The organism is Micromonospora sp. NPDC049275 (assembly GCF_043197115.1).
Taxonomy (GTDB): Bacteria; Actinomycetota; Actinomycetes; order Mycobacteriales; family Micromonosporaceae; genus Micromonospora.
Window position 1 is genome coordinate 320,159 of the sequence record NZ_JBICSN010000004.1, and the last position, 25,216, is coordinate 345,374.

Below are 25,216 nucleotides of genomic sequence, written 5' to 3' on the forward strand. Positions count from 1 at the left end.
TCAGCGGGGCTCCCACGCGTCGGGCAGGGCGGTCAACCTGCGGACGTGCGCGGGCAGCCGCCCGCTGACGATCTCGGCGAGGCTCACCTCGTCGACCACCCGCCGGACTGCGGCGCGTACCGCGACCCAGAGGCCGGGCAGGTTCTCCGCCGCTCCCTCGTAACGGGTCTCCTCCGGGCGCAGTCCGCGTACGCCCGCGAGGGGGCCCTCCACCGCGCGCAGCACCGCGCCGACGGTCACCTCGCGGGGCGGACGGGCGAGGGTGTAGCCGCCCTCGGCGCCGCGCTGGGCGCGCACGATGCCGGCCCGGCGCAGATCGGCCAGGACCGCCTCCAGGAACTTGCGGGGCATGTCCTGCTCGGCGGCGATGGCCTGGGTGGACAACAGCGAGGGGTACGCGGTCGCGAGGCTCAGCGCCGCCCGTACCGCGTAGTCGCCGCGCGCGGAGATCTGCACCTCGTCATCATGCCCGCCCGGTGCCGCCGCCCGACCCACCGGGCATCCCCGACCGCGTGGCGTGACCGCCGTTGGCCGGGTCGGCGGAGGTGCCGGAGCGGAACCGCCCACCGTTGGCGCCCGTCGGCTCGAGCGCCGGTCGGGGTCGGACGACCCGGCCGGCGTGCGGCTGATCGCGGGCAGCGCGGAACGCGCCGGGGCTGACCCCGATCTCGCGCGTGAAGAAGCGACCGAAGTTGGTCGGCTCGGAGAACCCGAGCTCGCGGCCGATCTGCGCGATCGGGTGGTCGCTCGCGGCGAGCAGCCGGGCGGCCTGCAACGCGACACGCTCGTCGATGACCTGTTTGGCGCTGCGACCGGTCTCGGCCAGGCAGGCTCTGGTCAGGGTCCGCACCGAGCAGCCGAGAGCGGCGGCGTAGTCCTCGACCCGTCGGGTCACCTGGTAGCCGTGCTCGACCTCCCGGCAGAACCGCTGGAACGTCTCGACCTCCGGCCGGTGCCCGGAACCCTCCGCACCGGGCAGCGACAGTCGCAGCAGGAGCACGGCGAGTTGGTGGCGCAGCAGCGCACGACCGGCGGGGCCGGCGCCGTGCCGCTGGCAGTCCACAGCCAACTGGCTCACCTCGTTGATCACCGCGTCCTCGTCCTCGCCGGCCAACTGCCGCCACGTCTGCGGCGCGTCCGGGTCGACGGCCAGGCCGTCCAGCGCCCCGGTGGTCCAGCCGACCACAGTCGCGTCGAACTGCGGGCCGGCGCAGCGCAGCACCTGGCCGGCGCGAACCCGCAGCAGCGTCCCGGGTCGGCAGGGCAGCATGTGGAAATCCAGCTCGGCGTCGCCGTGCCCCCGGGTGGTGAGGATCAACAGCTCCCGCTCGACGAGCACCGGCCGCCGCCAGCCGGGGTCACCGGCCAGGTCGGCCAGCGCGAAGGTGGAAATCTCGTCGGGTACGGGTGACGCCGTTCCGATCGATGGCACGGGGGAGGGATCGGTGGAGACCATCGTCTGCGACGGTAGCCCGAACCGCAGGTCACCGCATCCCGATCTCCGTACGCGGCGGCGTCGCGGCTTGTCGCGGTCCCCACGGCCGGGCTACGTTACCCGGCGGTAGCGCTGTGCGGTCCGTGGCCCGCCTGGCGTCCGCCGTCCGCCCGACGCCCGGCGGACCCGCCGACACCCGATGGGATGGGCATGACGCAGCTGTTCTCGGTCGAAGGTAAGACGGTCCTGGTCACCGGCGGATCGCGGGGGATCGGGCTGATGATCGCCCAGGGCTTCGTCCGGGCCGGCGCCCGCGTGATCATCTCGTCCCGCAAGGCGGACGTCTGCGCGACGGTCGCCGAGGAACTCTCCGCCGAGGGTCACTGCGAGGCGATCCCCGCCGACCTGGGCACCGACGCCGGCGCCGAGACGCTTGCCGCCGCCGTCCGCGAGCGCGTCGACCGTCTCGACGTTCTGGTCAACAACGCGGGCGCCACCTGGGGCTCACCGTTGGAGGACTACCCGGAGGCCGCGTTCGACAAGCTCTGGGCGGTAAACGTCAAGGCCGTCTTCCGGCTCACCACCGCGCTGCTGCCGACGCTGCGCGCCGCCGCCAGCGCCGACGACCCGGCCCGCGTGATCAACATCGGGTCCATCGACGGCATCCGGGTGCCGTCCATGGAGGTGTACGCCTACTCGGCCACCAAGGCCGCCGTGCACATGCTCACCCGCGGCCTCGCCCACCAACTGGCCGGCGAGCAGATCACCGTCAACGCGATCGCGCCCGGCCCCTTCGAGAGCAAGATGATGGCGTTCGCCCTGAACGATCCGGCGAGCCGGGCCGCCATCGAGCAGCAGGTGCCGCTGGGCCGCATCGGGCGCCCGGAGGACATGGCCGGCACCGCCATCTACCTCTCCTCGCGGGCCGGCGCGTACCTCACCGGCGCGGTCATCCCGGTCGACGGCGGTATCACCACCCACGGCTGAGGGCCGGCCGTCCACGGCTGGGCGCCGGCCGTTCCCGGCTGGGCGGGCTGCTGGCCGGCCCCGGGTCGGGCTGTCCGCGTACCCCCGGGTATGGCGGAGCCGCGCGGACTCGGCAGATCCGCGCGGCCCCGTCTGGCCGGTTTTGGCCGTTCGGGCGGTGCTCAGCGACCGGCGAGCAGCCGGTTCACCGCCGTGTCGACGTCCAGGTGCTCGGCCTCACGGCCACGCGGGACGACGACGTACGTGCGTCGAAGGAAACGCACCAGGACGCTGCGCGGCACCTCGAAGAGGGCGTTGCCGTCCGGTGACGAGAGGGCCAGCGCGACGAAGTCACCGCGCGGTGTGGCCCAGGGCCAGACCCGCACATCGCCGATGCCGGCCGGCTCGTCCAGGCCGGTGACCAGAAGTTCACGAGCGAACGACCAGCTCACCGCCTCGCCCCCGGCCGATTCGGCATGGAACAGGACATGGACCGCATACGGGTCAGCAGGGTCGTAACGCAGACTGGCACGCACCGGCAAGGCGGTGGCGTCAGGTGCGACGAGCCTTAGCGACGTCTCGACCTCTACGGTCGTCGGTCGAATGACACTCATGGACGTTCTCCCCCCGGCACCGCTGCGGAACGCGCGTGTCCCGCTTTTCCCATACTCAGGTGCTACTCCTGGCTACGCTCCGCCATACGCTGACTTCACCCAGTGGTGGGAAGGGGGACGGAAAGGCCGCGTGAATGTGAGCATTCAGGTAGGATTTCCGGTTCTGCCCAGTGCGTGATTCCGCCCGGCGTCGGGTGGCTCAGTCGTCGACTTACTCCGGTAACGTCCAGTCGGCCGTTGCAGTGACGGGCCCGAGCGACACTGGGGGGTGAAATGGTCACGAACCGATCCTCAGTGGATCCGGTGGCAGCGTCCGGTCCGCCGAAAGTCGCGGTCCGAGCAGCCGAACAGCGGGGGTACGACGTGCCGATGGAGCAGCCCGAGCGACCCGGACGGTCGACGCCCGACGTCGGCCGCCCCGGCGGCGTCGCCGTCGTCGGAGACCCGCCGCGCCGCCCACGCTGGCGGGACCGCATCTCGACGACCCTCGACCTGATCCGCGCCAACCCCACCGGCCGGATCGCCCTCAAGATCTTCATCGCGATCGCCGGCGCGCTGGTGGTCACCATCGGCATCGCCCTCATCCCGCTGCCCGGGCCGGGCTGGCTGCTGGTCATCGCCGGCCTCGGGATCTGGGCCGTCGAATACCACTGGGCCCGCCGGCTGCTCGGCTTCACCCGTCGACACGTGCACGGCTGGACGCAGTGGGTGACGCGACAGTCGCTGCCGCTGCGCTTCGTGCTCGGCGCCGTCGGCCTGGTCTTCGTGGGCGCGGTGGTCTGGCTCTCCCTCAAGCTCAGCTTCGGCATCGACGTGGTGGCCGAGGCGATGCGGTATCTCGCGACGCACTGACCCCGGATTTCCGGTCCGGTTCCGCGATCGGGTAGAGTCAGTGGCGCTGAGGGCGATTAGCTCAGTGGGAGAGCGCTTCGTTCACACCGAAGAGGTCGCTGGTTCGATACCAGCATCGCCCACTCTCAGTTTATGCAGGTCAGAAGCCCGTTACCGGATCATTCGGTAACGGGCTTCGCCGTATGTGCTGCTTACAATGGGAGCAGGTTGGGAGCAGCGCGGCTGGTTCTGTGTTCGGGCCGCCATGGACCTGTCCGGATGAGTGACCAGATGTGCGGTCCCGAGCGGGCCTGCTGGCTAGTTGAGGAGTTAGGCCGACCGCTGCCCGTGCCGCGCGGCGAGAGGATGGCCCCGGTTATGGCTCATGGGTTGTCTGGCGGCCGTAGGTCCGATGGTTGGCCCATTGGCCGGTCCACAAGGGCGAGGTCGTGTACCCAGAGCTCGGCGCTCTGCCGGGACTTGACGGCCCACTTTGTTGCAGTCTTCGACGCGAAGTGGTCAAGGACCTGACGGTCGCCGTTCATGCGGGAAGCTCAGTCAGCCATTGTTCTGCCTGTTTCGCGCGGTGGCCGCTGCCGATCAGCACTGGACGAGCAGCGCGAGTTCGACCCATGCGGCGAGGTCGTCGCAGCCAGTGTCCACCGCGGCCCGCAGGGTGCCGGCGATGACCTGCAAATCGGCGATCTTCGCCTCGACCTCGGCGAGCTTCGCTCGGGCGCGGCCCCGCAGACCGGCGTCGGGGTGGCGACCGTGACGGTGCCGGCCCGCGTCGAGCAGGTCGGCGACCTCGTCGAGGCTGAACCCGAGCCCCTGCGCGGCCATATCACCCTCAGCACGGTGACCGCTTCGGCGGAGTAGAGGCGGTGCCGGGCGAGGCCGACAGTCCCTCCGAGCGGACCGTCACTCCGGCCAGTCGCTGCGCAGGATGATCTCCACGAAGTCGTCCCGTACGAAGTTCGGGTCGGAGTGGGCGAGCACGTCCGCGTTGACGTTGCCGAACGTCGTTTGTGGGCGGTGCCTGTTGCCCTGGTTGAAGGCGGCCAGGATCTGCCGCTTGAAGTCGGGGCGCGGATGGGCTGCGGTGACCTCGGCAATCCGTTCCGGATCGAGGTCGCGGTAACCGATGCCCAGTACTCCACTGATCGGGCCGCCGACCCGGCTCGCCGCGGTCTGCACCGGCGCGTTCGTGCTGGCCCGGACCGGTTGGCTCGCCGGCCGCCCGGCCACCACCCACTGGCGGCACGCCGGCCGCCTACAGGCCGAATTCCCGGAGATCGGGGTCCGACCGGACGCCATCCACGTCCGCTCCGGCCGGTTCGCCACCAGCGCCGGGGTCACCGCCGGGATCGACCTCGCCCTCGCACTGGTCGAGGAGGACCACGGTGCCGACCTGGCTCGCGAGGTCGCCCGGGAACTCGTGGTGTTCATGCAGCGGCCGGGTGGGCAGTCCCAGTTCTCCGTCCGGCAGGACCTTCCGCCGACCCTCGACCAGCGGCTACGCCGGGTCGTCGACCGGGTCGCCACCGACCCGGCCCGGGCGTATCCGATCGAGGCGATGGCGCACGATGCGACGATGACCCCCCGCCACCTGCGCCGGCTATTCCAACAGGAGTTCGGGCTCACCCCGGCGCGCTACCTGGAACTTGCCCGGGTCGAGGCGGCCCGCGCGCTGCTGGAGCGGGGCGGCACAGTCACCGAGGCAGCCCGGCGCAGTGGGTTCGGCAGCGACGAAACGCTGCGGCGGGCCTTCACCGCGTCGTACGGCATCCCGCCGTCGGTCTACCAGCGCCGGTTCCGGACCACAATCACCACCGCCTGGTGATGCCACAGGCCCGGGTCCCGCTGGGTCGGGGCCGATCGGGTCAACCCACCCACGCCAGGCGCTCGGCAGCTGGCCGATCCCGGCGGAACCGGTACGTGCCGGAGCCGACCGTGAAGACCGCCGAGCCGTCGTCGGCACGGCAGCTGCCGCGTACGCCGTCGGCGCCGGCGGCGGCCATCCCGCCCTCGGGACGTCGCCTCGCTGCCGTTGCTCGATTCATGTCATTGCTGATGCAGAGTTATCACCGGCAGCTGCTTAGCCGAAAGGGTGCGCTTCTTGCTGGGAGACCTCTTCGGCGGATCCAAAGGCGTCAACGCTGGCACCCCTGCGGAGGCGGTAGGGCGGCGTCCGCTGATGCCGAGTTGAGTGCGTCCAGTGGGCGGTGGCGATCACCGGGCTGAGAGACTCTCGGGCGTGGCGGTAACGCAGCAATTGGCACGGCTCTCGCTCGAGCAGCTTGCCGTGTGCCGCGGCTCGGTGGAAGAGTTGGGCAAGCTATGTTCGTTTGAGCTGCTGCCCTCGTCGGATTACCTGGACCTCGATTGGGCGCCGGCACCGCTCGTCGGCGTCTTCGAACTAGCGCAGGTCGGTACGCCGATCCTCGTAGCGCTGCGGCGCGGGCTCGGTGGCGACGTGGAGATCAATCCTGCCTACCGCAGCCAGCAGGACACGGTGTGGGAGCATCCCGTGGCGGTGCTTGAACCGGACAGTGTCGCTGAGGTTGCCAGGCTGCTTGGGCAGGTTGAGATGGAAGCGGTGCTGGCTGTCCTGCCTGAAGACGCAACGGCGGCGCTGCTGACTATCGACATGCGCGAGTTCAGTGGGCACCCGGGGCCGTACCTGCACCGGCAATTCGCCGCGCTGCGCGACTTCTACTCATATGCGGCGCGGCGGCGGCTTGCCGTTGCCGCCTGGTGGGACTGATTGGCACCGAATCGGTCGCGCATCCTCAACTGCCGCTGCAAGCGTGTCTCTATCGTTGGGTTCAGCAGGTCGAGTGGAACAGCCCTGCGACTGCGGTGCCACTGGTGGCGAGGTCGTTGTAGATCTGGACTGCCTCGGTGGTCTCGGCCACGTGGACGGTCACCCCGCGCTCCTCCAACAGTCTGAGGGTAAGCGGGTCGACCTGCAGCTGCAGTTGCATGCCACGCGACAGTACGACGGTCTTGGCGCCGTGGGCCAGAAGCTCTTGGACATCATCGGGCTGAACACCGGGGCTGTGGCGGGTACCGGTTTCGGACCAGTCCCACGGGCGGCCACCGCTGGGGTAGAGCTTGAAGTCCTTGCCAACTCCAAGGTCCTCGACGTCCAAGTGGCCCCATGAGATCGACAGTACGAGCGGCGACCGAGTTGTTTCGCTGGACACGGCGGCCCCTCGTTGGACGGAGCCGCGTCGGCCGCGGCTGGACGTTCTGTGCAGGCTGCCAGACCTTACGCTCACGCCGCGATCCGCATGCTTTACCGGGATCATCGTGCGTCGAGCCTGCCCGGGCTTACGGAGCCGGACAGGAGGACGAAGTTCAGCCGATGATGGCGGCGAGAGTTGGGTTCGCAGCTCGCGTCGTAGTCGACGGCTGTGGCGAGCAGTCTGGCGGTTGCTGAAAAAGCTGGGACTGCAGTTTCACCTGCCAGTTCGTCGGGAGCCGGGTCGCCGACCGCTACCCGCAGACCCAGAACGGCGGGGTCGGGTCGGCTGATCAGCCGGTCCGTCGACGGCACCAGGGCTGGAGAACGACACCGAAGGCGCTGCAGGACGGGAAGACTTCGGTGGCGGCCATTGCGACGCCGCGATCTGGGCCCCGGTGACCGGCAGGGTGGGCGAGATCTGGTCGAGCAAGCGCTGCGCCAGGGTGGCGTCGATCTCGACGTCTGCGCTGATGCGAACATCGGCCGCGGTCGCCAGGTCCACGACGTCGTCGCTGGTGAACGCATCAGCTCCGAGAGTGCTCAGCCGTCGCGCGAACTCCTGGACATTGATCATTTGCAGCCTCATCGTCGGATTGTTAATTATCCACCGTAACCCCCGCTTCGGTCGGCGGATCCTGCGCCCGCCGTGCGGGCCACTGGGGCCGACAGTCGGCACCGATAACTGCGACCGCTGCGCGGAGGTCCGCAACTCTTCGGTGAGCTATTCGCGCGCCTGCGGGGCGGTCACGCTCTGTGTTGCCCATGCTGTCCCGCGACGCCCGGAAATGCTGCCATCCGAGCGTGATGGCCGTCGGGTGGCTGGGTCAGCTCGTTACGGGGCGTCGAGGTAGCCGACTTCCGTGGAGCCTGACGCGACGTGGACGCGATAGCCCCAGTGCCGTAGGACCTGCACAATCTTCGCGGCGCCGCTCGGGTTGGCGGAGTGAACCTTAATGACGCCGATGTCGAGGGGGCGCTTCTCGAACGCGGCCTGTTCCAGGATCTCCACGACCGGCCAGATCGTGTCGTCGCCACCCAAGTCGTGGTCCAGCCACAGCTCGTCCAAGCGCCCGTCCTGGTATCGGCTGAGAAGCTCGACTCCGGCAGCGCTCGTCCGGGCCACCTCGGCGTTGCGGCCGTCCACGAACGAACGGAGGTCATCGACCAGAACGACCGATCGGCGGGCATCCACGCGGATCTGGTGTTGGCCACACGGATAGAGACGCTGCTGGACCTGCCGTAGTGATCCGCAGAGCAACAAACCGCGCGTGTCTGGCCATCCGTGCGGTTACACCCATCCTGAGCCAATCCCTGGCGGGCACGCCCTGGCGACTTCAGTCCGAGTTCTCACATCGGAGGCCGACGCGTGTGATTTCCCCGCTGCGGACGAGTTCTCGGATCGCTGCTGTCATGGCTCGTACGCCCGGTTCTGGAACGATCAGCTGGTCAACCACCCAGAAGTAGCTGCCGTTCGCGACCTCCCCGGTCTCCATCCATCTCGCAAGCAGGCGGCGGACCTCCTCGACGGTGAAGATGGTCAACGCCCACCTGGAGCCGTCAGGAAGATCGACGACGACATCGACATTGGCTACGCACCGCACGGTGTCCTCATGAGGATCGAGAAAGAATCGTGCCACGAAGGTTGCTTCCGAGATGGTCACGCACGGGTCGGTGATCCCCATGAAGCCCCATCCTGCCGTACGTGTGCGAGAGCACTTCAGGGCCTCGCGCGGCATCCGCTTCTGCCGCTTATGGCGCGCCTCGGCCGACGACGTCGTCGGAAGGGTCGGTCCGCTGCTCGGCCGGGGATGATGGACAGGCATCCGGTGCGGTGAAGCGAGGGGAGTGCGCCGTGGAGCTGCAACTGCGCTTGTCCGACAAGGCTCGAGATTTCGTCGAGCGGGTACTGCACGAGATGCTGGTGCGATTCCCGATTACTCGGGACGAGGCGGTGGGTCGGGTGAATCGGGCTTGGGGGCACCTCGACCGCATCGGCGACAAGGACCTGATCTTCCACGAATCACCGGACGAGTGGGCTCGTACCATCTACTACGGTAAGGACTCGCGCTGGTGGCAAGGCGAGGACGGGCTCAAGCCGTTGCCGTACGAGTCGGACGCGTGACAGGGCATCTGTTCGTTGAACCGAAGAAGGGTGGCTGTGGCTGCTCACCCGACGCACTGATCTGCCGCCGACCCTGGGCGCTGCGCTCCGGTGTCCCAGTCTCGGTCTAAAGATGTCGGCCTCGCTCTGCTCGCTCGAGGCGTGCCGAAGCGGAGCTCCACGGCGACTGGGCGACTGGGCGACGCCAGGGTCATGGGCCCGGGATCGGGGGATACCAGCATCGCCCACTCTCAGTTTGTGCAGTTCGTCGTATGTGCCGCTTACTTGGGAGCAGCGGCACGTAGCCCCGTTCTGTGACGGTCGTCGCGATGATCGGGAAGGCAGGCGTGGCGCTCGCCTCCTCTGGCTGGCTGGGTCAGATCGGCGGCTTCGGGGGTTTCCCGCAGCGGGCCGTTTGGAATGGGCGGGTGGTGACGCGGCGACCTTGCTGCTGGTTCCCTCGCGGGGCAGCGGCGTGTACGACGTCGGCTCCGTGACCGTCGCCGCACGCTACGCGGATCGCTCAATGTGGAAGACACCGTGCTACGACGCCCTCTCGGACGATTGCGGCACGAAGGGTTGGAAGTCGTTCCAGGACTACAGGGTCATCGACAAGAGCCGCGTCGACCGGGCGACCTGACGCCGTTCTGGGGGCACGTGGACATCTACGGTGCGGCGTGCTGACCATCTCGCCGACGAGGACAGCTAAGCGTGCCCCTCTGGCCGTTCGCCCTGTGCCAGCAGTGTGGTGGTCAGGGCAGGTGAAAGCTCACTGCTCGGCCCGATCGTCGCCGCCGGTTGCGCCGGTACGCAGCCTGTTCGGTGTGCCGGGGGTTTGGTGACTGCGGATCGCCCCCTTTGGACCGTTGACGCGAGCCGTGCGGGCCGGACCGCAGACACCCGCACCTGACCAGCCACAACCGCAGTCGCCAACCCGACAGTTTGTAGCCGGGCGAACAAGATCCAACCAACATCAACAAGCCAGCAACCACGTGGGGAGCACGCCTTGACCAACCCGTACCACGCCCAGCAGCCGCAGCATTCCAACCAGGAGGGCACCGGCTACCCGCCGCAGCAGTACCAGCCCGGCCAGGTCGGCGCCCACGATCCAGGGTTCGGCCACCCAGGGCAGGCCCTACCGCCGCAGCCGGCCAAGTCGAGCCGCAAGCCGCTCATCGTCGCCGCGCTCGCTGCGGTTCTCGTGCTCGGCGTCGGCGGCTACGCCGTCTACGACGGGCTCATCCGCGAGGACTCGGGGATCGCGGCTTGCAAGGCGATGGCCGACGGCAAGCAGATGGACGGCAAACCGAAGTCGGCGGATGACGACAAGTTGACGGAGGCCGAGTACCGGGAAGCGCGGAAGATTTTCGAGGATTCGCGGAAGCCGAAGATCCGGGAGCACGGGACGGCGCTGATCGACATTCTGTGGCAAGCGCAGGGCATGGAGGACGGTGGGGGTGCGTTGGCGCTGATCGGACCGATGGGGACGCACGTGTCGGGGTTGCAGACGGCGTGCGCTGACGAGGGGTACATCGTAAAGCTCGACTAGCTGGATTTTCGTGGTGGCCGGTCGTCTCGTCTCGATGGTGGGAGCGGCCGGCTTTTGGCGTCGTCCTCCAGGATGGCCTTGGAGTGCGTCCAACGGAATCGAACGGCGCTCAACCGCACCCACCCCTCGGGGGTGCCATCGACGGACTGCCCACCAGGTTGTTGTCCCGGAGTAACGGTGTGCCGCCAGATGCGTGGGACCGTGCGCGACACTAGGCTCGTGGATCAACAGGTGAGGGTGCTGTGGTCACGGCTTCTGCACCTGCGTTCGAGCGCGGCGGCGTTGGCAGCGGCGCCAGGGATCCTTGTCGTCGCGGAGCGACACTCGCGTCTGGTCCGCCTGGACCCCCAGACCGGAGTGCCGTTGTGGGAGCAGAACGTTGAGGACTGCTGGGGCACTACCGTCGTCGCGGGGGACCGCTGTCTCTACCTGAGTCAGGCTGGTGTCCTGCATTGCTTCGACGTGCACAGCGGGCAGCGGACGTGGTCGACACCGAAGCTCTGCCTTTGCCACTACATCATTGTTGCTGGTTCCGTCGCTTTCCTGAGCGGGTGGCGCGGCTACCGTCCGCTGATACGGGTGGATCTGACGAGCGGCGAGCTTTTTCCGGGCCAGTTACCAGGATCGGCGCCGGGCGGCAGCTTGGCCTGGCCGTTGCCCGTCCGATTGGACCCGGAGCGGAGCTACACGGCCGGTGCGGTCCTCCTCGCGAGTGCCAGTGAGGCGGCCCTGCTCCTGGTGGACGCTCTGACCGGCGTTACCAGGGGTGAGTGGTCGCTGCCGGAGCCGGTGCGCTTTCCTGATTCCGGTGTCGCCTTCAGCGCCGGCGAGGACGGCCGCATCGTCTTTCTCAGCGGCAGGCGGACCGTCATGGTCCTGCACCCCGCAAGTGGCGTGGAGATCCTGTGGCGGCACGACCGTGATTTGCGATCACTGCCGCCGATCCTCAGCGGTCGAACGCTGTGGCTGACTGAAGACACCGGTGTCACGACCATCGATCTCGACCGCAGTTCCCGTACAGCGGTGATGCACCTCCCGCCCGGTGCTACCGGTGAGGGTGTCCCCGTCTCCGGAGATGCCCTCTTCGCCCGCGCCGGTAACCAACTCATCGCGGTGAACCGGGCCGGGGAAATCGCCGCGCGCGTGCGACTGCCGGCACGCATCGACCGGCTACTTCCCGACGGTCGGTCCCTGGTACACGCCATCGGCAAAGGTCACCTCACCACGATCGACATCTCGACCACGCCGACGTGAGCACTGAGTACCGGCGATCTCAGCGCGTGTTAGGGACTGCGCGGGCGATCTCCCGCCGCAACAGAGCCGCCTCGTCGTCGCGGTCGCACAGCAGCAGCACCTTGAACTCTGGCTGGCCGAACGGGAACGCCCAATGCTGAACGGCCTGCGACAGGACCCGGAACAGCGTCTGCCGATCCTCGGCACTGCTCGACAGCATCCGGGGCGCGTTCTCGACAACGACCAGATACCCGTCCGCGGGCAACCAGTTCAGATCACGGAGACAGTCGGACAACGCGTTCCAGTTCCAGCCGAAGTAGCCGGGAAAGAGCAGCGCGTCGGAGAACTCGTAGAAGGCGTGGTCCGCGTCCGTCATCCTCGTCCCGTCGAGCCGGGCGACGACGAACCTGCCCGTTGCCGGTAACACGGCCGCCAGCTCGACCAGGGCACTGCGGGAGCAGACCGCGAGCTGATCAGTGGAGCCGTTCCACCAGCCGCCTACCAATTGACCCCACCACGATCGACGTAGTTCCACGAGCTCAGCGGCCTCGCGCACGCCGTGTCCTCCATGGTCTTCAGTCTGCCTGGGAGCCAGCACCAGACGACGGGAGGCCTCAACCGAACACCGGATCTGCTGCGCCCAGTGCTGCGGCGCACAGGTAACGGGTGGACGCAGCTTGGTTCGGCGACACAGACTGAGCTGTGACCCCTCGGGACATTCCGCTGCCGCTGGGCGAGGTCGGTTGGCTGTTCCCCGCCCTGGCAGACCGGACGGAACACGACCACGTTCGTCAGCTTCTGCAGTCCGCCGACGAGACCCTCTTCCGGGTTGGACAGCGACTGGGTGCACGACCCGACGCCCAGCTCTGGGGCATCACCCTGAACCGCTTCCGCTATCAGCGGCTCGGGCCCGAACCGGAGCTCCCGGTCACGATACTGGCGGGCGAAGGGGGAGCGAATCAGATTTGGGTGGACGTCCTCTGCGCCCCGGCGGGCAGCATGCCCTACGACCGCCCCGGTCCGCCATGGCAGGTGCACACCACAATCTCCCTCAGCTGCGACTCCGACCCCACCGGCTGCGGCGGCCACAAGGTCGACGCCCAACCCAGCACGCCGGTCGAGACCCCGCTCGATGCCGCCACCGAGGTACACGCCGCAACCCAGTGGCTGCTAAAACGACTCGCCAACGAGAGCGAGGACTCCCTCCGGAAACACGACCCGAGCCGCGGTCACCCGCCCGCACCTCGGCGCCACGACTGACACAAACCGCGCGTCATCGCACCGGCCTGCCAAAGGTGGCCCAATGATCTGCGGCGGCCCCAAGGGGCAAAGCCGGTGCTCATCGCGCGCAACGCCACCCACCTCGCCGTCCGGATCTGCCGCCGACTGTGCGCTCTGCGCCTTCGCGGAATTTGAGCCATATGGGCCTCGTCGGCACGTGTGCGAGGCCACCGTCAAGGGCTTTGTCTCGCGGTTGTTGGTCAAGCTGGGCTGCGGCACCCGCACTGAAGCCGCCCTGCTCGCCCACGAAGCTGGCCCAGCACGCCACCCTGAAGCCGTCAGAGAGACGTCTCGTAGCCCTGGCCCGTGTCCGTTGCGGACGGTCGCCGGCGATGGTGACCTGGTTGAGCGGCGATCCGCCGCCGACGGCCCCGGTGGCCGTCGCGGCGACGAGCAGGCCCGGAGCAGCGCTGCTGCCCAACGGGTCAGTCCTCGTCGCCCTTCTTCTTGTCGCGGTCCAGGGCCAGGTCGAGCGCGAGGACGCTGCCGATGATGAGCAGTGGGTCGACACCGGCAGTGACCTGCACGGCATAGGTGTCGCGGATCGTCAGCCACCGCTTGGAGACCACGGCCACCTCGGTGCCGTCGCGTTCGATCACGTACTCGTGGTCGAGCAGGTCGCCCTTCATCTCCAGGTCGTTGGGCCCCGGCACGTCGATGGTGAACTTGTCGCGGAACGGCGTGAGGAGCTTCTTGCGGACTTCTGCGGCCTTCTCGCCGCCGATCCGGATCTCGTAGGTGGGACGCAGCGCCACCAGGTGCCGGTGCAGCGTGGCGACCTCATGGCCGGAGGCGTCCTCGATGACGACCTTGTTGCGGACGCTGAGCACCTTACCGTCGACGTGGAAGACCTTGGTGCCGTGCTCGTCGAGTACGTCGAAGTCGTCGCCGATCGAAAAGAACCGCTCCCTGATGACAAACATTCTTCGATTCTCTCTCACGGTGGGCGAGAGGGCTGGCCGGCGGACCGGTCCTCCCGAAATATGCTGCGTGAACTGCGCAGACGAGGTTCCTGCCAGGGTCAGGCGGGCCGGGCGTAGACGTCGCCCGAGTTGGCCTCGTGGGGCAGCGCCCGCAGATACGCCGCCACCTCGCCCGCCGGCCGCCAGCCATTGAGTGCGAACGCCATCTCGTCGCCGAGCGCCACGGTGAACCTAGTGAAGCCTAAGCGGGTGAGCCGGTCCAAGCAGTGCGCGGCCAGGTCCCGTTCGATGCTGGTGAACTCGAAGGCTCAACCGGCTCGGTAGTGGCCGGGCTTTCGAGCGCGCACGTGGCGGGACGACTGTCAGGACACCGAGGCGGTGGGCTGGCGACATCTGCTGGCGCTGATCGATTAGGCCGCAGCGGATAGGCGGACGGTGTTCAAGCCGTTCGTGGAGCTGACTGCGCTTGAGCGGCGGCAGATCGTCACGCTACCGGCCACGATCACGACGCTGACCGCCGACAAACGTCTGGTGCTCAAGGCGTTTCTCTTACTCCCGCCCGGCAGGTGAGCAACGGCACGCCCGTGGGGCAATCCGGGCCAGCATGAGTCGGAAAGGATGTGTACGTGATGGCTCTGTTGGACGGCGTACTGGCAGACCTGGGGCTGATGGATATCGCCGGCCCCCGGCTGGCTGGAGATCCACAGCCTGCGGTGCTGGCGTCACCGCTCGCTGTCGCTGAATCCGCAATTGTGTCCGTGGCCGCCAGTCTTACGGCTGCCGCTGATCTGGCTTCTGCGCGCACCGGTCGGCGGCCTGACATTGCGCTCGACACGGAACATGTGGCGGCGGCAATGCGCAGCGAGATCTGGCTTCGCGACGCAGACGGGCGGGGGATTGACGGCTTCGCTCCACTGTCCCGATTGTGGCAGGCTGCGGACGGTTGGGTGCGCACCCATGCGAACTACTCCTGGCATCGGACGGCTCTGCTGGCGTCCCTCGGTCTGCACGACGGTCGAGACGCCGAGGTTCAGGCGCAGTTGGCCCACGTCATTGCCGCGCGTCCGGCGTTGGAGGTCGAGCGTGTCGTGTACGGCGCGGGAGGGCTCGCCGTGGCTGCTCGTACGCAGGCCGAGTGGCAAGCAGACAGCCAACGCACCACGGCAGGGACGTCGCCGCTTGTGAACATGGTGCCGCTCAGCCGTGGTTCGATGCCGCTAGCCAAACCGGGCCAGCTTCCGGCGTCGGGGGTGAAGGTGCTCGACTTGACACGAGTCATCGCTGGCCCCGTTGGTACCCGGATGCTGGGCGCGCTAGGTGCCGATGTACTACGGATCGACGACCCGCATCGCCCGGAGTTGGCGCTGCATGCCGTCGACGGAGTGATCGGTAAGGCAAGCACAAGCCTGGATGCCAGGACGGCTAACGGCCGTCAAGCTCTGCATCGTCTTCTCGAGCAAGCCGACGTTCTCGTGACCGGCTACCGGCCCGGGGCGCTGCGCCGTCTCGGTCTGGACCCTGACCAAGTTGCGGACCAGCACCCAGGCACCATCGTCGTCACGCTTTCGGCTTGGGAAATGGCCGGAACTTGGGGCGGACGGCGTGGTTTCGACAGCCTGGTGCAGATCGCCACCGGCATCGGCTGGGCTACAAGCTCGGATGGGAGCCAACCCGGCTCGCTGCCCTGCCAGCTGCTCGACCATGCTACCGGCTACCTCATCGCTGCTGGTGCACTGGCCGCACTGGGACGACGCGCCCGCACCGGCGACGCCACCCACGTCTCGGTATCCCTCGCCAGGACGGCACGATGGCTGCTCGACCAAGGCAGCACGCCGGCCAGGCAGAGCGCGGGCGATGACCCGAAGCGCCAAGCCGACAGGTACCGAACAGCACTCGGAAACGGGTGGAGCGCGATCAGCCCACCAGGTGAACTCGACGGCCGCCGGCTGAGCTGGCCTCACCTACCGCCCGCCTACGCTCAAGCGCCGCCCAATTGGAGTTGAAATCGCGCGACCATGCTGCGGAAGCTTGAGCTACGCCGTAGCTCGGGCGACGACCATGAACAGTGAACCTGAAATGACAACGGCACACTGTTCGCTGTCGCCGCTGATAAGGCGCGGCGATCGTGGGCGTGCTCCCGATCGGCCGATGCGGCTTCGGGAGCCAGCGCTGTAGCCAACCAAGGCACTGGGCCGGCAGCTTACGGTCGCTGGTTCGTGGTCGGTCGACGGGCGATGCGAGCCCGGTTTGGGGGAGCAGGTTGGGAGCCCCACATTGATGGCAGTTGTGCAGCTCCGCCGTGCCGGACCGGGAGTTGGTCCGTCAGATGAGACACCGATCCCCACCCGCGACGCGGTGGCCAGCGCATCCTCTGGTGACATCTCGGCGGACCCGAAAGCGTCGGCGCTGCCCGAGTCGGTGAGGTCGCATGTGCCCTGGCCGAAGGCGTGGAGGGCGGATCAATGACCTTGACGCTGCTAATCTGCGTCCAGAATCGGGATTTGCACGCGTCCGGTGGCTGGGTAGGCGCGTCTCTTCGTCATGCGAGGAGAACGCCTTGTCATACCGAGAGCTTGCCCGGACAACCCACTCCGTTGTCTTTCCCCTTGGTTTCTTCGCGCGACTGCCGTATGCGATGACGCCCCTGGGCACGCTGTTGCTGTTGCAGCATGCGACGGGCAGTTACGCCTTCGCTGGCGCGGCCGCAGCAGCTCAGAGCCTCGCCATCGGCGCGGGAGGTGTCATCGTCGGACGGCTGGCTGATCGCACCAGCATCCGTCAGCTTGGCGTCCTCATGGCCGTTGCGAACGCCGTTGCTCTCGCCGGTCTCCTGGCCGCCACCCTCGCTGATCGTCCGGCACTTTTCGCCGCTGCTGTCCTCGTCGGCGCGACTCAACCACAGGTAGGTCCGCTGATCAGAGTTCACTGGTCCTATCTGGCACAGTCGCGGCCTGAACAGCCAACCCTGCTGACCACCGCACTGTCGTACGAAGCTGCTGCGGACGAGGCGAGCTTCATTGCTGGGCCCGCTGTTGTCGGGCTCCTGGCCGCGACCTGGGCGCCCGTCCCTACGGGTGCCCCGCTCACGGCCTGCATCGTGCTTCTCCTTGCGGCGGCGGCACCGGTGGCGCTGCTGTATACGACCGCACCCGAGCGGGCACCGTCACGATCCGCGGCATCGCCACTGCCCCGGGCGGGATTGGTGGCGATGTGTGCCGCCATGGCGATCATGGGCGCCATCTTCGGCACCGTTCAGGTAGGAGTCACGGCCCACGCCACCGCGGCGAACAACCCGTCTACCGGAGGCTTGTTGTACGCCGCACTCGGTGCGGGTAGCGCCATCGCCGGCATCGCCTACGCCTGGATCCCATCCCGCGTGGCCCTGCGGACCCGCTATCGCCTGTTCGCCTTCGGGCTTCTCATCGCCATGACCCTGCTACCCGCCGGCGGGACACGACTGCCACTTGCGGTGGTCATCCTGGTGGCGGGAATCGCCGTCGCACCTTACATGATCACTATTTATGCCATCACCGAGCGGCTGGCGCCCACCCGAGTCGCGATTACCATGACCATCGTCTGTGCCGCCGGACCCGTCGGCACGGCTGCCGGCCAGTCACTCGCTGGCCTGATAGTGGAGCAGTCCGGGTACCGCGCGGCGTTCCTGCTGCCGCCCCTGCTCGCGGCAGTTGCCCTCATCCTCGCCATGACAGACCGAAACGCGTCGGCTGAGCGCAACTCATGATTCATCTGGCCCGTGGTTTACACAGCATGAGCCGCTATCTCACCCGAGAGCCATGTCCGGTTCACGGCCGAGTCTCGGCCTGAGGTTCCCGGTCTCTGCGGAGTTGCGACTCTCGGTCAACCTTTTCCGCATGCCCAGGGTCTTCCTCTTGTCGGTGACGCCCCGCTAGGACTGGAGAGTGCAGGTGACGGATGACGGCTTCCGCGAGTTCGTCGAGATCCGGTACGCGGATCTGATGCGGACTGCGTACCTGCTGACCGGTTCGCGGCACGCGGCCGAAGATCTGGTGCAGAGCGCGCGTTCAGATGTGGCAGACGACGTCGTGGTTCGCGACGAGGTACTCACCGCGTTGCTCAGCCTGCCGCCCCGTATGCGGGCTGTGCTGGTGTTGCGTTCCTGGAAGGACCTCCCAGAGGCCCAGATTGCCCAGATGCTCGGTTGCTCGATCGGCACGGTGAAGAGCCAGGCGTCGCGTGGGCTCGTCCGGCTACGTGCGGTGCTGCCGGCCTCGTCGGTCGCCTCATCTGCGGCGGATGAGCAGGTGCCTCCGCTCGACAGCCAGTCGCCGTTGGACGTGGCTCCGGTCATGACGAGAGGGAGAGGTGTGAACAGCCGGACGGAATGGGTCAACCTCGATGCCAGCGCTGGTGCCGCCCAGAGTACGGGACCGGCAGCTCAAGATCGGTCGCCGGCAGGCGTCTCGGTTCGCCGGAGGCCACGTCTGAAAGTGTGCTGTAGATCGATGTGGAACGTTGCGGGCCTCGACAAGTACCAGGTCCGCGCCTGGCGAGGCTGGTACGCCCACATCACCTTGTCCATGGCCGCTCACGCCTGGCTGTCGGTGGCCCGACCGCACGGAAGGGACGGAAGAATTCGCGCAGCTCCTGCGCGTACAGCTCGGGCTCCTCGAAGGGCGCGAAGTGGCCGCCCCTGTCGAGCTCGCTGATGCGTACGACGTTGGCCGTGCGCTCGAGCCAGGCGCGCGGCGGGTGGAGAGTGTCGCCGGGGAAGAGCGCGAAGCCGGACGGTACTTCGACCCTGCGGGCGTGTTGTTCTGGCGGGATCGCGGCGTTGGCGACGTACATGCGCATCGACGAGCCGATCGTGCCGGTTAGCCAGTAGCGCGTGAGCAGGGTGAGGATCTCGTCCTTGGTGAAGCTCTGCTCGATGTCGTCGTGACAGTCGCTCCACGACCGCAGCTTCTCGACGATCCATGCGGCCAGTCCGGCGGGTGAGTCGGTCAGCCCCACGGCGGCGGTCTGCGGCTTGGTGCGGTGCATCGCGGCGTACGCGCCTTCACTGGCGTTCCACGCGGCAGCGGTGTCGAGCCAGGCCCGCTCCTCCGGTGCGAGGTCAACGGCGGTGAGAACCGGGAGGCTGGCCTCCATGCGGTGTACGGCAACGACTCGCTCGGGATGGTTCAGGGCGAGGTAGCGGCTCACTGAGCTGCCGATGTCCCCTCCCACGGCACCGAAACTCGCGCAACCGAGCGCGGTCATCAGCTCGGCCCACAGGTCGGCGACCGCGATCGAGTCGAGGGGTCCTCCCGCAGGACGGTCCGAGTGTCCGAATCCCGGCATGTCCGGCACGACCACGTCGAAGGCGTCGGCCGGGTCCGCCCCGTGCGCGCCGGGGTCGGTGAGCAGGGGCACCACCTTCTCGTAGCGCCACGACGAGTCCGGCCACCCGTGGCAGAGGACCAGCGGCAGCACCGGCCCAACTGGCGCGACGGCACGCGCATGAATGAACGAGATGCCCATGTCCCGGATTCGCGTGCGGAAGCGCGGCAGGCGCGCGAGAGCGGTCTCCTGCGCCGGCCAGTCGAACTCCTCCGCCCAGTAGTCGACGAGTTCGCGCAGATAGGTGATGTCTGTGCCCAGCGACCACCCAGCGTCCTCCGGCGCGTCCGGCCAGCGCGTCGCGCGCAGGCGCGCGCGAAGGTCCTCCAGCTCCTCAGGGCTGGCGTGCACCCGGAACGGCTCGATACTCGTCGGGTCCTGCGACGAGAGAATCATGAGCCGCACCGCCCCGCCGGGCTACGGACGGCGACAGCACCACCGTCCGTGCCAAGAGTCGTTGTCATGGACGGATCATGACAACCTCCGCCTACGGCGACAAGCGACGTGGCGTCTTCGGCCTCGAAGCCGCGGCCTCGCCTGCCTCAATCGCAATCTTGAAGGCCTGGATGCGACCGGTCGGCGTGTCAGCGCTACGCACTGCCGCCGCTCGTTGGTGCGAGTCCGCAGTGTCACGCCCCGGCCATGACTGTCAGAATCGTCGATAACAAGCCGGTTCGTGAAGATGAGGAGAGGCATGAGCGACTGGAACGACAAGATCATCGCTGAGTTTCGCGCCAACGGCGGCCAGGTCGGCGGCCAGTTCGCCGGCGCGCCGCTGCTGCTGTTGCACACGGTCGGCGCCAAGAGCGGCGAGCCTCGCGTGCACCCGATGATGTACCAGGAGGTGGACGGCGGTTACGCCGTGTTCGCGTCCAAGGGCGGCGCGCCCACCAACCCTGACTGGTACCACAACCTGCTGGCTCACCCGCATGCCCACGCGGAGATCGGTACGGACAAGGTCGAGCTGGTCGCCCGAGTTGCCACCGGGAACGAGCGGGAGCAGATCTGGAGCGCGCAGAAGGCCGCTTATCCAGGCTTCGCCGACTACGAGCGGAAGACCACCCGCCAGATCCCAGTCGTCGTACTGGAACCTGCGCCGTAGGCAGAGGCGGCACGACCTGACGGCCTGCGGGCACGGGCTACGCCGCTGATCCGGCGCAGTGCTCGTTGGGGGGCGCTCTTCAACCGCTCGGTCCATGTGAGAGCTGTCGTTGGCACCAGACAGGCCCAGGGCTGGTAGCCCACTCCGCGCGGTCGGCGGTCGGTGTGCACCGTGAATCCGAGAAGCAGATGGGAGTAACAGGGCGCCGTCAACGGCCTTGAACTGCGTCCAACGGCCTCGAACGGCCCTCAACCGCAGCCACCGCGCCTGCGGCTCCGCGTCGCTGCAGGTCAGAGTCCATCGCCCACTCTCAGTCTTGCAGGGCGGAAGCCCGTTGCCGGAGTAGTCGGTAACGGGCTTCGCCCTATGGACTCTGCTGATCGTCTATCGGTCGGTCGAAGTCGATGCGGTGGTCGTACAGCCAGGCGAACGCCTCAGGGGTATTGAACCTCCTCATGAACGGCAAGTCCCCTGACGCCAAGCTGGGGATGTATCGCGCGATCGTCGATCGGCTCGGCCGCGACCCGGGAGTGCGTCCGGAAGATGTGTTGATCTCGGTGGTCGAGACTGGCGCGGAGAACTGGTCTTTCGGTAACGGGGAAGCTCAACTCTTCAAGGGGAAGTGAGCGTCTCGGCAATGCAGGTGGCCGGCAGTTTTCGCCGCCACCCGTTGTCGGTTCCCGAGGCCGCCCAGCCCACGCGCCGGCGCGAGGATCTCGTCCACCTTGCCTGCTGGCTGGCCGATTGCGACGGCCGCTCCTCGCTCTACTGAGCGATCTCGGCGGAACTCGGGCCGGTGATTCCAGCACGTCCCCTCGCCGCCTTCCTCCGAGGGGGGCGCGTGGCCGGTTCTGGTGTCTGATCAACGAGGGTAAATGGTTTGGCGGCGTCTGCCTCGGCATCGCGGCGTACGGCGGGTTCCGCGTCGACTGGGTACGAACCGTCGCGCTGCTGCTGACCATACTGCTGCTCGTCCTACCCGTCGTCCCGACGGTGACCGACTATGAGCGCGCCAACGGGACGCGCCGCGATAACCGGAAGCGCAGGGAGAGCCAGGCTCCAAAGCGGCGCTGTGTCGATCGGCAAGCCGGTGCCGCAGGTCAGTGTCGGCGCGGCGTTCGGCATGATGACCGCCATGGACGTCGAGGAACTGATCGCGCAGCATCCGCGGGTCTTTCACACGATGTCGGCGACCGCGTGGCCATCGGTGCGGCGACACGGCCTCCTGTCCACGCAGCGATTGATCGACTTGTTCGACATCGACCCGGCCGAGCGCGACCGACTCCTGAGTGCCCCGCGCAGACAGTCCACCGTTCTGCGCGCGCCCGGCCTGGCGCCTGCTGTGATCCGCGATCAGAAGCCCATGAAATTCGTTACGGAGAAGATCGATCCAAACTCCTCGCTGACCGAGTACCTCGCGGCCATCAACTCCCGGGTCTTCTTCTGGGCCAGCGCCGAGCGGCTGGCCCGGCTGCGTCAAGCGAAGGAGTATCGCACCGAGGATCAGGTCGTCCTGCACGTTGACACACGTGCCCTAGTCGAGCGATACGGTCCACGAATCGAACTCTGCCGGCTCAACTCGGGCGCGGTGACGCAGAAGAACCACCCCGTGCGGGGGCACCGATCCTGGCTGCCGATCGCGGACTACCCGTATGCCGAGTACCGCCGCCGCTATGGCCGCCGTGACGCCCTGGTCGAGGTCACCGTGTTGGACGCCGTCCCCGACATCCTCGACCTGACCGACAAGGTCGAAGGCACCAGCGACTGAGACCCCACCCGTCTCAATAACAGGACTGCGCTGCGCCCGGCAGGCCGGCACTGGTGCACCACGAAGTCGACTGCGTACAGCGGGACTTCGTCCTTTGCTGGCAGGGCCTGCAGGGCATTGCCAGCGGGACGCCGGAACCTCCGTCGGTCAGCCGCGATCGGGCCATTATCCGCCCGCCCGGAACTTCCGCCCCGCGGCGACCGACCAACGAAGCAGCAACAACCACCGGAGGAAGAATTCATGGCTACCATCAGCTCGCGCCGACGCTCGGCCATCGCACTCGCCACCGCCGCTGCGCTCGTGGCGGTCGGCGCGGCCGGGTGTGGGTCATCCGACTCGCCGGCGTCCGCGCAGCCAAACCCGTCGGCATCGCCGAGTGCCGCCGCTGGCGTGGTCACGATTCGTGACCCGTGGGTCAAGGCGGCCGACAAGGGCATGACGGCAGCTTTCGGGACCCTGGTCAACGACGGGGACACCGATGTCACGGTGACTGGTGCCACGACCTCGCTGTCGTCGATGGAGCTGCACGAGATGGCCATGAAGGACGGCAAGATGGTCATGCGGCAGAAGCAGGGCGGCATCGTGATCAAGGCCGGGAGCACGCACGCGTTGGAGCCCGGTGGCGACCACCTCATGCTGATGAACCTCACCAAGCCCGTCCGGGCCGGCGACGAGTTGACCTTTACCCTGACCTTCGCCGACGGCAGGACTCAGCAGTTCCGCGCCGTGGCCAAGCCGTTCACCGGCGCGCAGGAGAGCTACGCCCCCGGGCATGGCGAGCCCATGCCCGGGATGAGCGCCACGCCGGGGATGAGCATGAGCCCGGCATCGTGACCGGGACTTCACCGGTCCGGCCGGTGAGCAGGCGTGGCCTGCTCACCGGCGGTGCTCTCGCCGTGGGGGGAGCCGTGACCGGCGGTGCCGCGGCCGCCATGACACGTACCGGCGGGTCCGCGCGACCGGACGTGGTCGCTGCCGACACGACGCCGGTGGCGGCCGTCGGCGGCCTCATCGAGCCGTTCCACGGCACCCGGCAGGCCGGGGTGGCCACCGAACCACAGGCGTACGCGTCGTTCGTGGCACTGACCCTGCGCGACGACACCGACCGGGCAGCGATGGGTCGGATGTTGCGGCTGCTCACCGACGACGCGGCCCGGCTCACCCAGGGCCAACCCGCGCTGGCCGACACCGAGGCCGAACTCGGGCTGCTGCCGGCACGGCTGACCGTGACCTTCGGCTTCGGCCCCGGTCTCTACCGTGCCGCCGGGGTCGACGACAGGCGGCCGGTGTCGGTCACCGAACTGCCCTCGTTTCGCATCGACCGACTCCAGCCAGCCTGGTCCGGCGGTGACCTGCTGCTCCAGATCTGCGCCGATGACGCGATCACGGTGGCGCACGCCCAACGCGTCCTGATCAAGGACAGCCGGCCCTTCGCCAGGGTGCGGTGGGTCCAGCATGGCTTCCGGCGCAGCCCCGGTGTCGAGCCGGGCGGCCATACCCAACGCAACCTGTTCGGTCAGCTCGACGGCACCGCCAATCCCCGACCCGGGTCGCCCATGGACACCGCGCTCTGGGTCCCGGACGGCCCGGCGTGGTTGCGCGACAGCACCACCCTCGTCGTACGGCGGATCAGCATGAACCTGGAAACCTGGGACCTGCTCGGCCGGACCGACCGCGAAGTCGCCGTCGGACGGCGGCTCGACACCGGCGCCCCGCTGACCGGCACCGCCGAACGCGACGAACCTGACTTCGCCGCCACCGGCCCGGACGGTCTCACCATCATTCCCGACTTCTCCCACCTGACCCGCGCGCACGTCACTGAGGACCGGCTGAAGATCCTGCGCCGGCCGTACAACTACGACGGGGCGCCGACGGCGGAGGGTCACGCCGACAGCGGGTTGATCTTCACCTCGTACCAGGCCGACATCGCCCGGCAGTATCTGCCTATCCAACGCCGGCTGGCCGAGCGGGACCTGCTCAACGAGTGGACCACTCCGATCGGGTCCGCCGTCTTCGCCATCCCTCCCGGTTGTCAGCCGGGGGGATGGGTCGGCGAGCAGGTGCTCGGATGATCACGCCAACCGGAGTTTCGTCATGACCGTACCGTCGTCCCGCCCCATCGCCCTCCGGCTCGGCTCGGCGGTCCTCGCCGTCCTCGTGGCGGTGCTCATCCCGGTCAGCCCGGCCTGGGCGCACAACACGCTCCGGTCCTCGGCGCCGGTCCAGGAGTCGACCCTGTCCAGCGCCCCTACCGAGATCGTGCTCGAGTTCGTCGAGCGGCTCGACCCCCCGTTCACCACCATCGTTCTCACCGACGCCGCCAGGCGGAAGATCCCCACAGGTGACCCGGTGGTCGGCGGGGCAAAGGGGTCGGTCCAGGTGACCGGGGCGCTGCCCAACGGCACCTACACCGTCGCCTACCGCGTCGTCTCCACCGACGGGCACCCGGTGCAGGGGTCGTACCCCTTCACGGTGGCCGACCCCAATTCCAGCGCCCCGCCAATCGTCAGCACGACGACCGACGAGCCGTCCGCCGCCGCGTCGGTGCAGGACGACGATGGCCCGGACGCTGGCGTCCTCGTCGCCGGCGGCGCGCTGGCCATCGTCGTCGTGGCGGTTGCCGGGCTGCTCTGGTGGCGAGCGAACCGTCGATGAGCAGGCCGCTCTCGCGGTCGCGCCACCTCACCACCTGACAGGTCAAGGTCAACACGTGTCCGACACAGATTCCCGGCAGCTCGCCGGCGACGATCCTGGTAGCGCCCAGACCGCAGTCCCGGCGCCAGCGGGGCCGGCCGCCGCGAC

At 68.2% G+C, this 25,216-nt stretch carries 32 protein-coding genes, 1 tRNA gene and 2 pseudogenes; 21 read left to right on the forward strand and 14 right to left on the reverse strand.

Going from position 1 to position 25,216, the window contains the following annotated elements:
• Together ACGFIE_RS16260 and ACGFIE_RS16265 are read right to left on the reverse strand one after the other, a co-directional pair.
• Complete coding sequence (locus ACGFIE_RS16260; protein WP_393295141.1) at positions 1–456, reverse strand: RrF2 family transcriptional regulator; 456 nt, start codon at positions 454–456, stop codon at positions 1–3.
• A 7-nt stretch (positions 457–463) separates the two neighbouring features.
• Positions 464–1,456 (reverse strand): helix-turn-helix domain-containing protein, encoded by a 993-nt coding sequence (locus ACGFIE_RS16265; RefSeq protein WP_393295144.1) that lies wholly within the window; start codon positions 1,454–1,456, stop codon positions 464–466.
• 189 nt (positions 1,457–1,645) lie between these two features.
• Between ACGFIE_RS16265 and ACGFIE_RS16270 the strand changes: the two genes are divergently transcribed.
• Positions 1,646–2,422 carry a RhlG family 3-oxoacyl-ACP reductase gene (locus tag ACGFIE_RS16270; RefSeq protein ID WP_363682513.1) on the forward strand — a complete coding sequence of 259 codons (777 nt, stop codon included), beginning with the start codon at positions 1,646–1,648 and terminating at the stop codon, positions 2,420–2,422.
• A gap of 161 nt (positions 2,423–2,583) precedes the next feature.
• Here ACGFIE_RS16270 and ACGFIE_RS16275 read toward each other — a convergent pair whose 3' ends face one another.
• The gene (locus ACGFIE_RS16275) at positions 2,584–3,015 is read right to left on the reverse strand and encodes an SsgA family sporulation/cell division regulator (protein WP_007457244.1); all 432 of its coding nucleotides are present in this window, start codon (positions 3,013–3,015) and stop codon (positions 2,584–2,586) included.
• A gap of 294 nt (positions 3,016–3,309) precedes the next feature.
• Between ACGFIE_RS16275 and ACGFIE_RS16280 the strand changes: the two genes are divergently transcribed.
• A complete protein-coding gene (locus tag ACGFIE_RS16280; RefSeq protein WP_393295147.1) occupies positions 3,310–3,867 on the forward strand; it encodes a TIGR02611 family protein in 558 nt (185 codons plus the stop codon).
• 50 nt (positions 3,868–3,917) lie between these two features.
• Positions 3,918–3,989 (forward strand) — tRNA-Val (locus tag ACGFIE_RS16285).
• Between the two features lie 457 nt (positions 3,990–4,446).
• Here the strand turns inward: ACGFIE_RS16285 and ACGFIE_RS16290 are convergent.
• Positions 4,447–4,689 (reverse strand): MerR family DNA-binding protein, encoded by a 243-nt coding sequence (locus tag ACGFIE_RS16290; protein WP_393295149.1) that lies wholly within the window; start codon positions 4,687–4,689, stop codon positions 4,447–4,449.
• A gap of 78 nt (positions 4,690–4,767) precedes the next feature.
• Complete coding sequence (locus tag ACGFIE_RS16295; RefSeq protein ID WP_393295151.1) at positions 4,768–5,043, reverse strand: hypothetical protein; 276 nt, start codon at positions 5,041–5,043, stop codon at positions 4,768–4,770.
• Positions 5,044–5,053: 10 nt separating this feature from the next.
• Between ACGFIE_RS16295 and ACGFIE_RS16300 the strand changes: the two genes are divergently transcribed.
• The gene (locus ACGFIE_RS16300) at positions 5,054–5,689 is read left to right on the forward strand and encodes a GlxA family transcriptional regulator (RefSeq protein ID WP_393295154.1); all 636 of its coding nucleotides are present in this window, start codon (positions 5,054–5,056) and stop codon (positions 5,687–5,689) included.
• A 40-nt stretch (positions 5,690–5,729) separates the two neighbouring features.
• Here the strand turns inward: ACGFIE_RS16300 and ACGFIE_RS16305 are convergent, their stop codons facing one another.
• Positions 5,730–5,909 carry a hypothetical protein gene (locus tag ACGFIE_RS16305; protein WP_393295157.1) on the reverse strand — a complete coding sequence of 60 codons (180 nt, stop codon included), beginning with the start codon at positions 5,907–5,909 and terminating at the stop codon, positions 5,730–5,732.
• Between the two features lie 194 nt (positions 5,910–6,103).
• Here ACGFIE_RS16305 and ACGFIE_RS16310 point away from each other — a divergent pair, with 194 nt between their 5' ends.
• The gene (locus ACGFIE_RS16310; RefSeq protein ID WP_393295160.1) at positions 6,104–6,613 is read left to right on the forward strand and encodes a hypothetical protein; all 510 of its coding nucleotides are present in this window, start codon (positions 6,104–6,106) and stop codon (positions 6,611–6,613) included.
• A 61-nt stretch (positions 6,614–6,674) separates the two neighbouring features.
• Here ACGFIE_RS16310 and ACGFIE_RS16315 read toward each other — a convergent pair whose 3' ends face one another.
• From ACGFIE_RS16315 to ACGFIE_RS16330, 4 genes are all read right to left on the reverse strand, one after another.
• Entirely contained in the window at positions 6,675–7,160 is a 486-nt protein-coding gene (locus ACGFIE_RS16315) for an Mth938-like domain-containing protein (RefSeq protein WP_393295162.1), read from the reverse strand.
• A gap of 150 nt (positions 7,161–7,310) precedes the next feature.
• A complete protein-coding gene (locus ACGFIE_RS16320) occupies positions 7,311–7,670 on the reverse strand; it encodes a hypothetical protein (protein ID WP_393295165.1) in 360 nt (119 codons plus the stop codon).
• 258 nt (positions 7,671–7,928) lie between these two features.
• Complete coding sequence (locus ACGFIE_RS16325) at positions 7,929–8,288, reverse strand: cyclic-phosphate processing receiver domain-containing protein (protein ID WP_363790370.1); 360 nt, start codon at positions 8,286–8,288, stop codon at positions 7,929–7,931.
• Positions 8,289–8,430: 142 nt separating this feature from the next.
• Complete coding sequence (locus tag ACGFIE_RS16330) at positions 8,431–8,778, reverse strand: hypothetical protein (RefSeq protein WP_393295168.1); 348 nt, start codon at positions 8,776–8,778, stop codon at positions 8,431–8,433.
• A 170-nt stretch (positions 8,779–8,948) separates the two neighbouring features.
• Between ACGFIE_RS16330 and ACGFIE_RS16335 the strand changes: the two genes are divergently transcribed.
• The 3 genes from ACGFIE_RS16335 to ACGFIE_RS16345 all read left to right on the forward strand — a co-directional run bounded on the left by ACGFIE_RS16335 (position 8,949) and on the right by ACGFIE_RS16345 (position 12,000).
• Positions 8,949–9,218: a hypothetical protein gene (locus ACGFIE_RS16335; RefSeq protein WP_393295171.1), complete on the forward strand. Its 270-nt coding sequence runs from the start codon at positions 8,949–8,951 to the stop codon at positions 9,216–9,218.
• 985 nt (positions 9,219–10,203) lie between these two features.
• Positions 10,204–10,746, forward strand: a complete 543-nt coding sequence (locus tag ACGFIE_RS16340) for a hypothetical protein (protein ID WP_393295174.1) — start codon at positions 10,204–10,206, stop codon at positions 10,744–10,746.
• Positions 10,747–10,965: 219 nt separating this feature from the next.
• A complete protein-coding gene (locus ACGFIE_RS16345) occupies positions 10,966–12,000 on the forward strand; it encodes a PQQ-binding-like beta-propeller repeat protein (protein ID WP_393295177.1) in 1,035 nt (344 codons plus the stop codon).
• 19 nt (positions 12,001–12,019) lie between these two features.
• On the opposite strand, the gene ACGFIE_RS16350 is transcribed toward ACGFIE_RS16345, so the two are convergent.
• Complete coding sequence (locus ACGFIE_RS16350; RefSeq protein ID WP_393295180.1) at positions 12,020–12,535, reverse strand: barstar family protein; 516 nt, start codon at positions 12,533–12,535, stop codon at positions 12,020–12,022.
• Positions 12,536–12,681: 146 nt separating this feature from the next.
• Between ACGFIE_RS16350 and ACGFIE_RS16355 the strand changes: the two genes are divergently transcribed.
• Entirely contained in the window at positions 12,682–13,239 is a 558-nt protein-coding gene (locus tag ACGFIE_RS16355) for a hypothetical protein (protein WP_393295183.1), read from the forward strand.
• A 446-nt stretch (positions 13,240–13,685) separates the two neighbouring features.
• On the opposite strand, the gene ACGFIE_RS16360 is transcribed toward ACGFIE_RS16355, so the two are convergent.
• Positions 13,686–14,183, reverse strand: coding sequence for an LURP-one-related/scramblase family protein (locus tag ACGFIE_RS16360; RefSeq protein WP_393295185.1), 498 nt, complete (start codon positions 14,181–14,183; stop codon positions 13,686–13,688).
• Between the two features lie 98 nt (positions 14,184–14,281).
• Entirely contained in the window at positions 14,282–14,407 is a 126-nt protein-coding gene (locus ACGFIE_RS16365; protein ID WP_393295188.1) for a hypothetical protein, read from the reverse strand.
• 211 nt (positions 14,408–14,618) lie between these two features.
• Here ACGFIE_RS16365 and ACGFIE_RS16370 point away from each other — a divergent pair, with 211 nt between their 5' ends.
• The 4 genes and pseudogenes from ACGFIE_RS16370 to ACGFIE_RS16385 all read left to right on the forward strand — a co-directional run.
• The gene (locus ACGFIE_RS16370) at positions 14,619–14,753 is read left to right on the forward strand and encodes a hypothetical protein (RefSeq protein ID WP_393295191.1); all 135 of its coding nucleotides are present in this window, start codon (positions 14,619–14,621) and stop codon (positions 14,751–14,753) included.
• Positions 14,754–14,812: 59 nt separating this feature from the next.
• Positions 14,813–16,186 (forward strand): CoA transferase, encoded by a 1,374-nt coding sequence (locus ACGFIE_RS16375; RefSeq protein ID WP_393295676.1) that lies wholly within the window; start codon positions 14,813–14,815, stop codon positions 16,184–16,186.
• 554 nt (positions 16,187–16,740) lie between these two features.
• Positions 16,741–17,925 (forward strand): MFS transporter, encoded by a 1,185-nt coding sequence (locus ACGFIE_RS16380; protein WP_393295194.1) that lies wholly within the window; start codon positions 16,741–16,743, stop codon positions 17,923–17,925.
• A 235-nt stretch (positions 17,926–18,160) separates the two neighbouring features.
• Positions 18,161–18,409 (forward strand): annotated as a pseudogene (locus ACGFIE_RS16385) (sigma factor-like helix-turn-helix DNA-binding protein); the annotation flags it as partial.
• Between the two features lie 322 nt (positions 18,410–18,731).
• Here the strand turns inward: ACGFIE_RS16385 and ACGFIE_RS16390 are convergent.
• Positions 18,732–19,940 (reverse strand): epoxide hydrolase family protein, encoded by a 1,209-nt coding sequence (locus tag ACGFIE_RS16390; protein WP_393295197.1) that lies wholly within the window; start codon positions 19,938–19,940, stop codon positions 18,732–18,734.
• A 298-nt stretch (positions 19,941–20,238) separates the two neighbouring features.
• On the opposite strand from ACGFIE_RS16390, the gene ACGFIE_RS16395 reads away from it, so the two are divergent.
• From ACGFIE_RS16395 to ACGFIE_RS16430, 8 genes and pseudogenes are all read left to right on the forward strand, one after another.
• Positions 20,239–20,646, forward strand: coding sequence for a nitroreductase family deazaflavin-dependent oxidoreductase (locus ACGFIE_RS16395; RefSeq protein WP_393295200.1), 408 nt, complete (start codon positions 20,239–20,241; stop codon positions 20,644–20,646).
• A 404-nt stretch (positions 20,647–21,050) separates the two neighbouring features.
• Positions 21,051–21,272 carry a tautomerase family protein gene (locus ACGFIE_RS16400; protein ID WP_393295203.1) on the forward strand — a complete coding sequence of 74 codons (222 nt, stop codon included), beginning with the start codon at positions 21,051–21,053 and terminating at the stop codon, positions 21,270–21,272.
• 11 nt (positions 21,273–21,283) lie between these two features.
• Positions 21,284–21,418: a hypothetical protein gene (locus tag ACGFIE_RS16405; protein WP_393295206.1), complete on the forward strand. Its 135-nt coding sequence runs from the start codon at positions 21,284–21,286 to the stop codon at positions 21,416–21,418.
• Positions 21,391–21,600: pseudogene (locus ACGFIE_RS16410) on the forward strand (PspC domain-containing protein); the annotation flags it as partial. The gene ACGFIE_RS16405 and the pseudogene ACGFIE_RS16410, both read left to right, overlap by 28 nt.
• Positions 21,601–21,718: 118 nt before the next feature.
• Positions 21,719–22,414, forward strand: coding sequence for a DUF7002 family protein (locus tag ACGFIE_RS16415; protein ID WP_393295209.1), 696 nt, complete (start codon positions 21,719–21,721; stop codon positions 22,412–22,414).
• A gap of 240 nt (positions 22,415–22,654) precedes the next feature.
• Positions 22,655–23,248 (forward strand): copper chaperone PCu(A)C, encoded by a 594-nt coding sequence (locus ACGFIE_RS16420; RefSeq protein WP_393295212.1) that lies wholly within the window; start codon positions 22,655–22,657, stop codon positions 23,246–23,248.
• Complete coding sequence (locus tag ACGFIE_RS16425; RefSeq protein ID WP_393295215.1) at positions 23,245–24,486, forward strand: Dyp-type peroxidase; 1,242 nt, start codon at positions 23,245–23,247, stop codon at positions 24,484–24,486. The genes ACGFIE_RS16420 and ACGFIE_RS16425 overlap by 4 nt, the downstream gene beginning before the upstream one ends.
• Before the next feature lie 22 nt (positions 24,487–24,508).
• On the forward strand, positions 24,509–25,069 hold the full coding sequence (locus tag ACGFIE_RS16430; protein WP_393295218.1) for a copper resistance protein CopC: 561 nt from the start codon (positions 24,509–24,511) through the stop codon (positions 25,067–25,069).
• Positions 25,070–25,216 lie beyond the last annotated feature (147 nt).

Coding starts and splice junctions, on each gene's coding strand:
- ACGFIE_RS16305 (WP_393295157.1), bottom strand. CDS start 5,909: ATGAATCGAGCAACGGCAGCGAGGCGACGTCCCGAGGGCGGGATGGCC.
- ACGFIE_RS16360 (WP_393295185.1), bottom strand. CDS start 14,183: ATGTTTGTCATCAGGGAGCGGTTCTTTTCGATCGGCGACGACTTCGAC.
- ACGFIE_RS16390 (WP_393295197.1), bottom strand. CDS start 19,940: ATGATTCTCTCGTCGCAGGACCCGACGAGTATCGAGCCGTTCCGGGTG.
- ACGFIE_RS16420 (WP_393295212.1), top strand. CDS start 22,655: ATGGCTACCATCAGCTCGCGCCGACGCTCGGCCATCGCACTCGCCACC.
- ACGFIE_RS16315 (WP_393295162.1), bottom strand. CDS start 7,160: ATGATCCCGGTAAAGCATGCGGATCGCGGCGTGAGCGTAAGGTCTGGC.
- ACGFIE_RS16275 (WP_007457244.1), bottom strand. CDS start 3,015: ATGAGTGTCATTCGACCGACGACCGTAGAGGTCGAGACGTCGCTAAGG.
- ACGFIE_RS16395 (WP_393295200.1), top strand. CDS start 20,239: ATGAGCGACTGGAACGACAAGATCATCGCTGAGTTTCGCGCCAACGGC.
- ACGFIE_RS16405 (WP_393295206.1), top strand. CDS start 21,284: ATGCAGGTGGCCGGCAGTTTTCGCCGCCACCCGTTGTCGGTTCCCGAG.
- ACGFIE_RS16375 (WP_393295676.1), top strand. CDS start 14,813: ATGGCTCTGTTGGACGGCGTACTGGCAGACCTGGGGCTGATGGATATC.
- ACGFIE_RS16330 (WP_393295168.1), bottom strand. CDS start 8,778: ATGGGGATCACCGACCCGTGCGTGACCATCTCGGAAGCAACCTTCGTG.
- ACGFIE_RS16290 (WP_393295149.1), bottom strand. CDS start 4,689: ATGGCCGCGCAGGGGCTCGGGTTCAGCCTCGACGAGGTCGCCGACCTG.
- ACGFIE_RS16270 (WP_363682513.1), top strand. CDS start 1,646: ATGACGCAGCTGTTCTCGGTCGAAGGTAAGACGGTCCTGGTCACCGGC.
- ACGFIE_RS16265 (WP_393295144.1), bottom strand. CDS start 1,456: ATGGTCTCCACCGATCCCTCCCCCGTGCCATCGATCGGAACGGCGTCA.
- ACGFIE_RS16400 (WP_393295203.1), top strand. CDS start 21,051: ATGCGGTGGTCGTACAGCCAGGCGAACGCCTCAGGGGTATTGAACCTC.
- ACGFIE_RS16430 (WP_393295218.1), top strand. CDS start 24,509: ATGACCGTACCGTCGTCCCGCCCCATCGCCCTCCGGCTCGGCTCGGCG.
- ACGFIE_RS16320 (WP_393295165.1), bottom strand. CDS start 7,670: ATGATCAATGTCCAGGAGTTCGCGCGACGGCTGAGCACTCTCGGAGCT.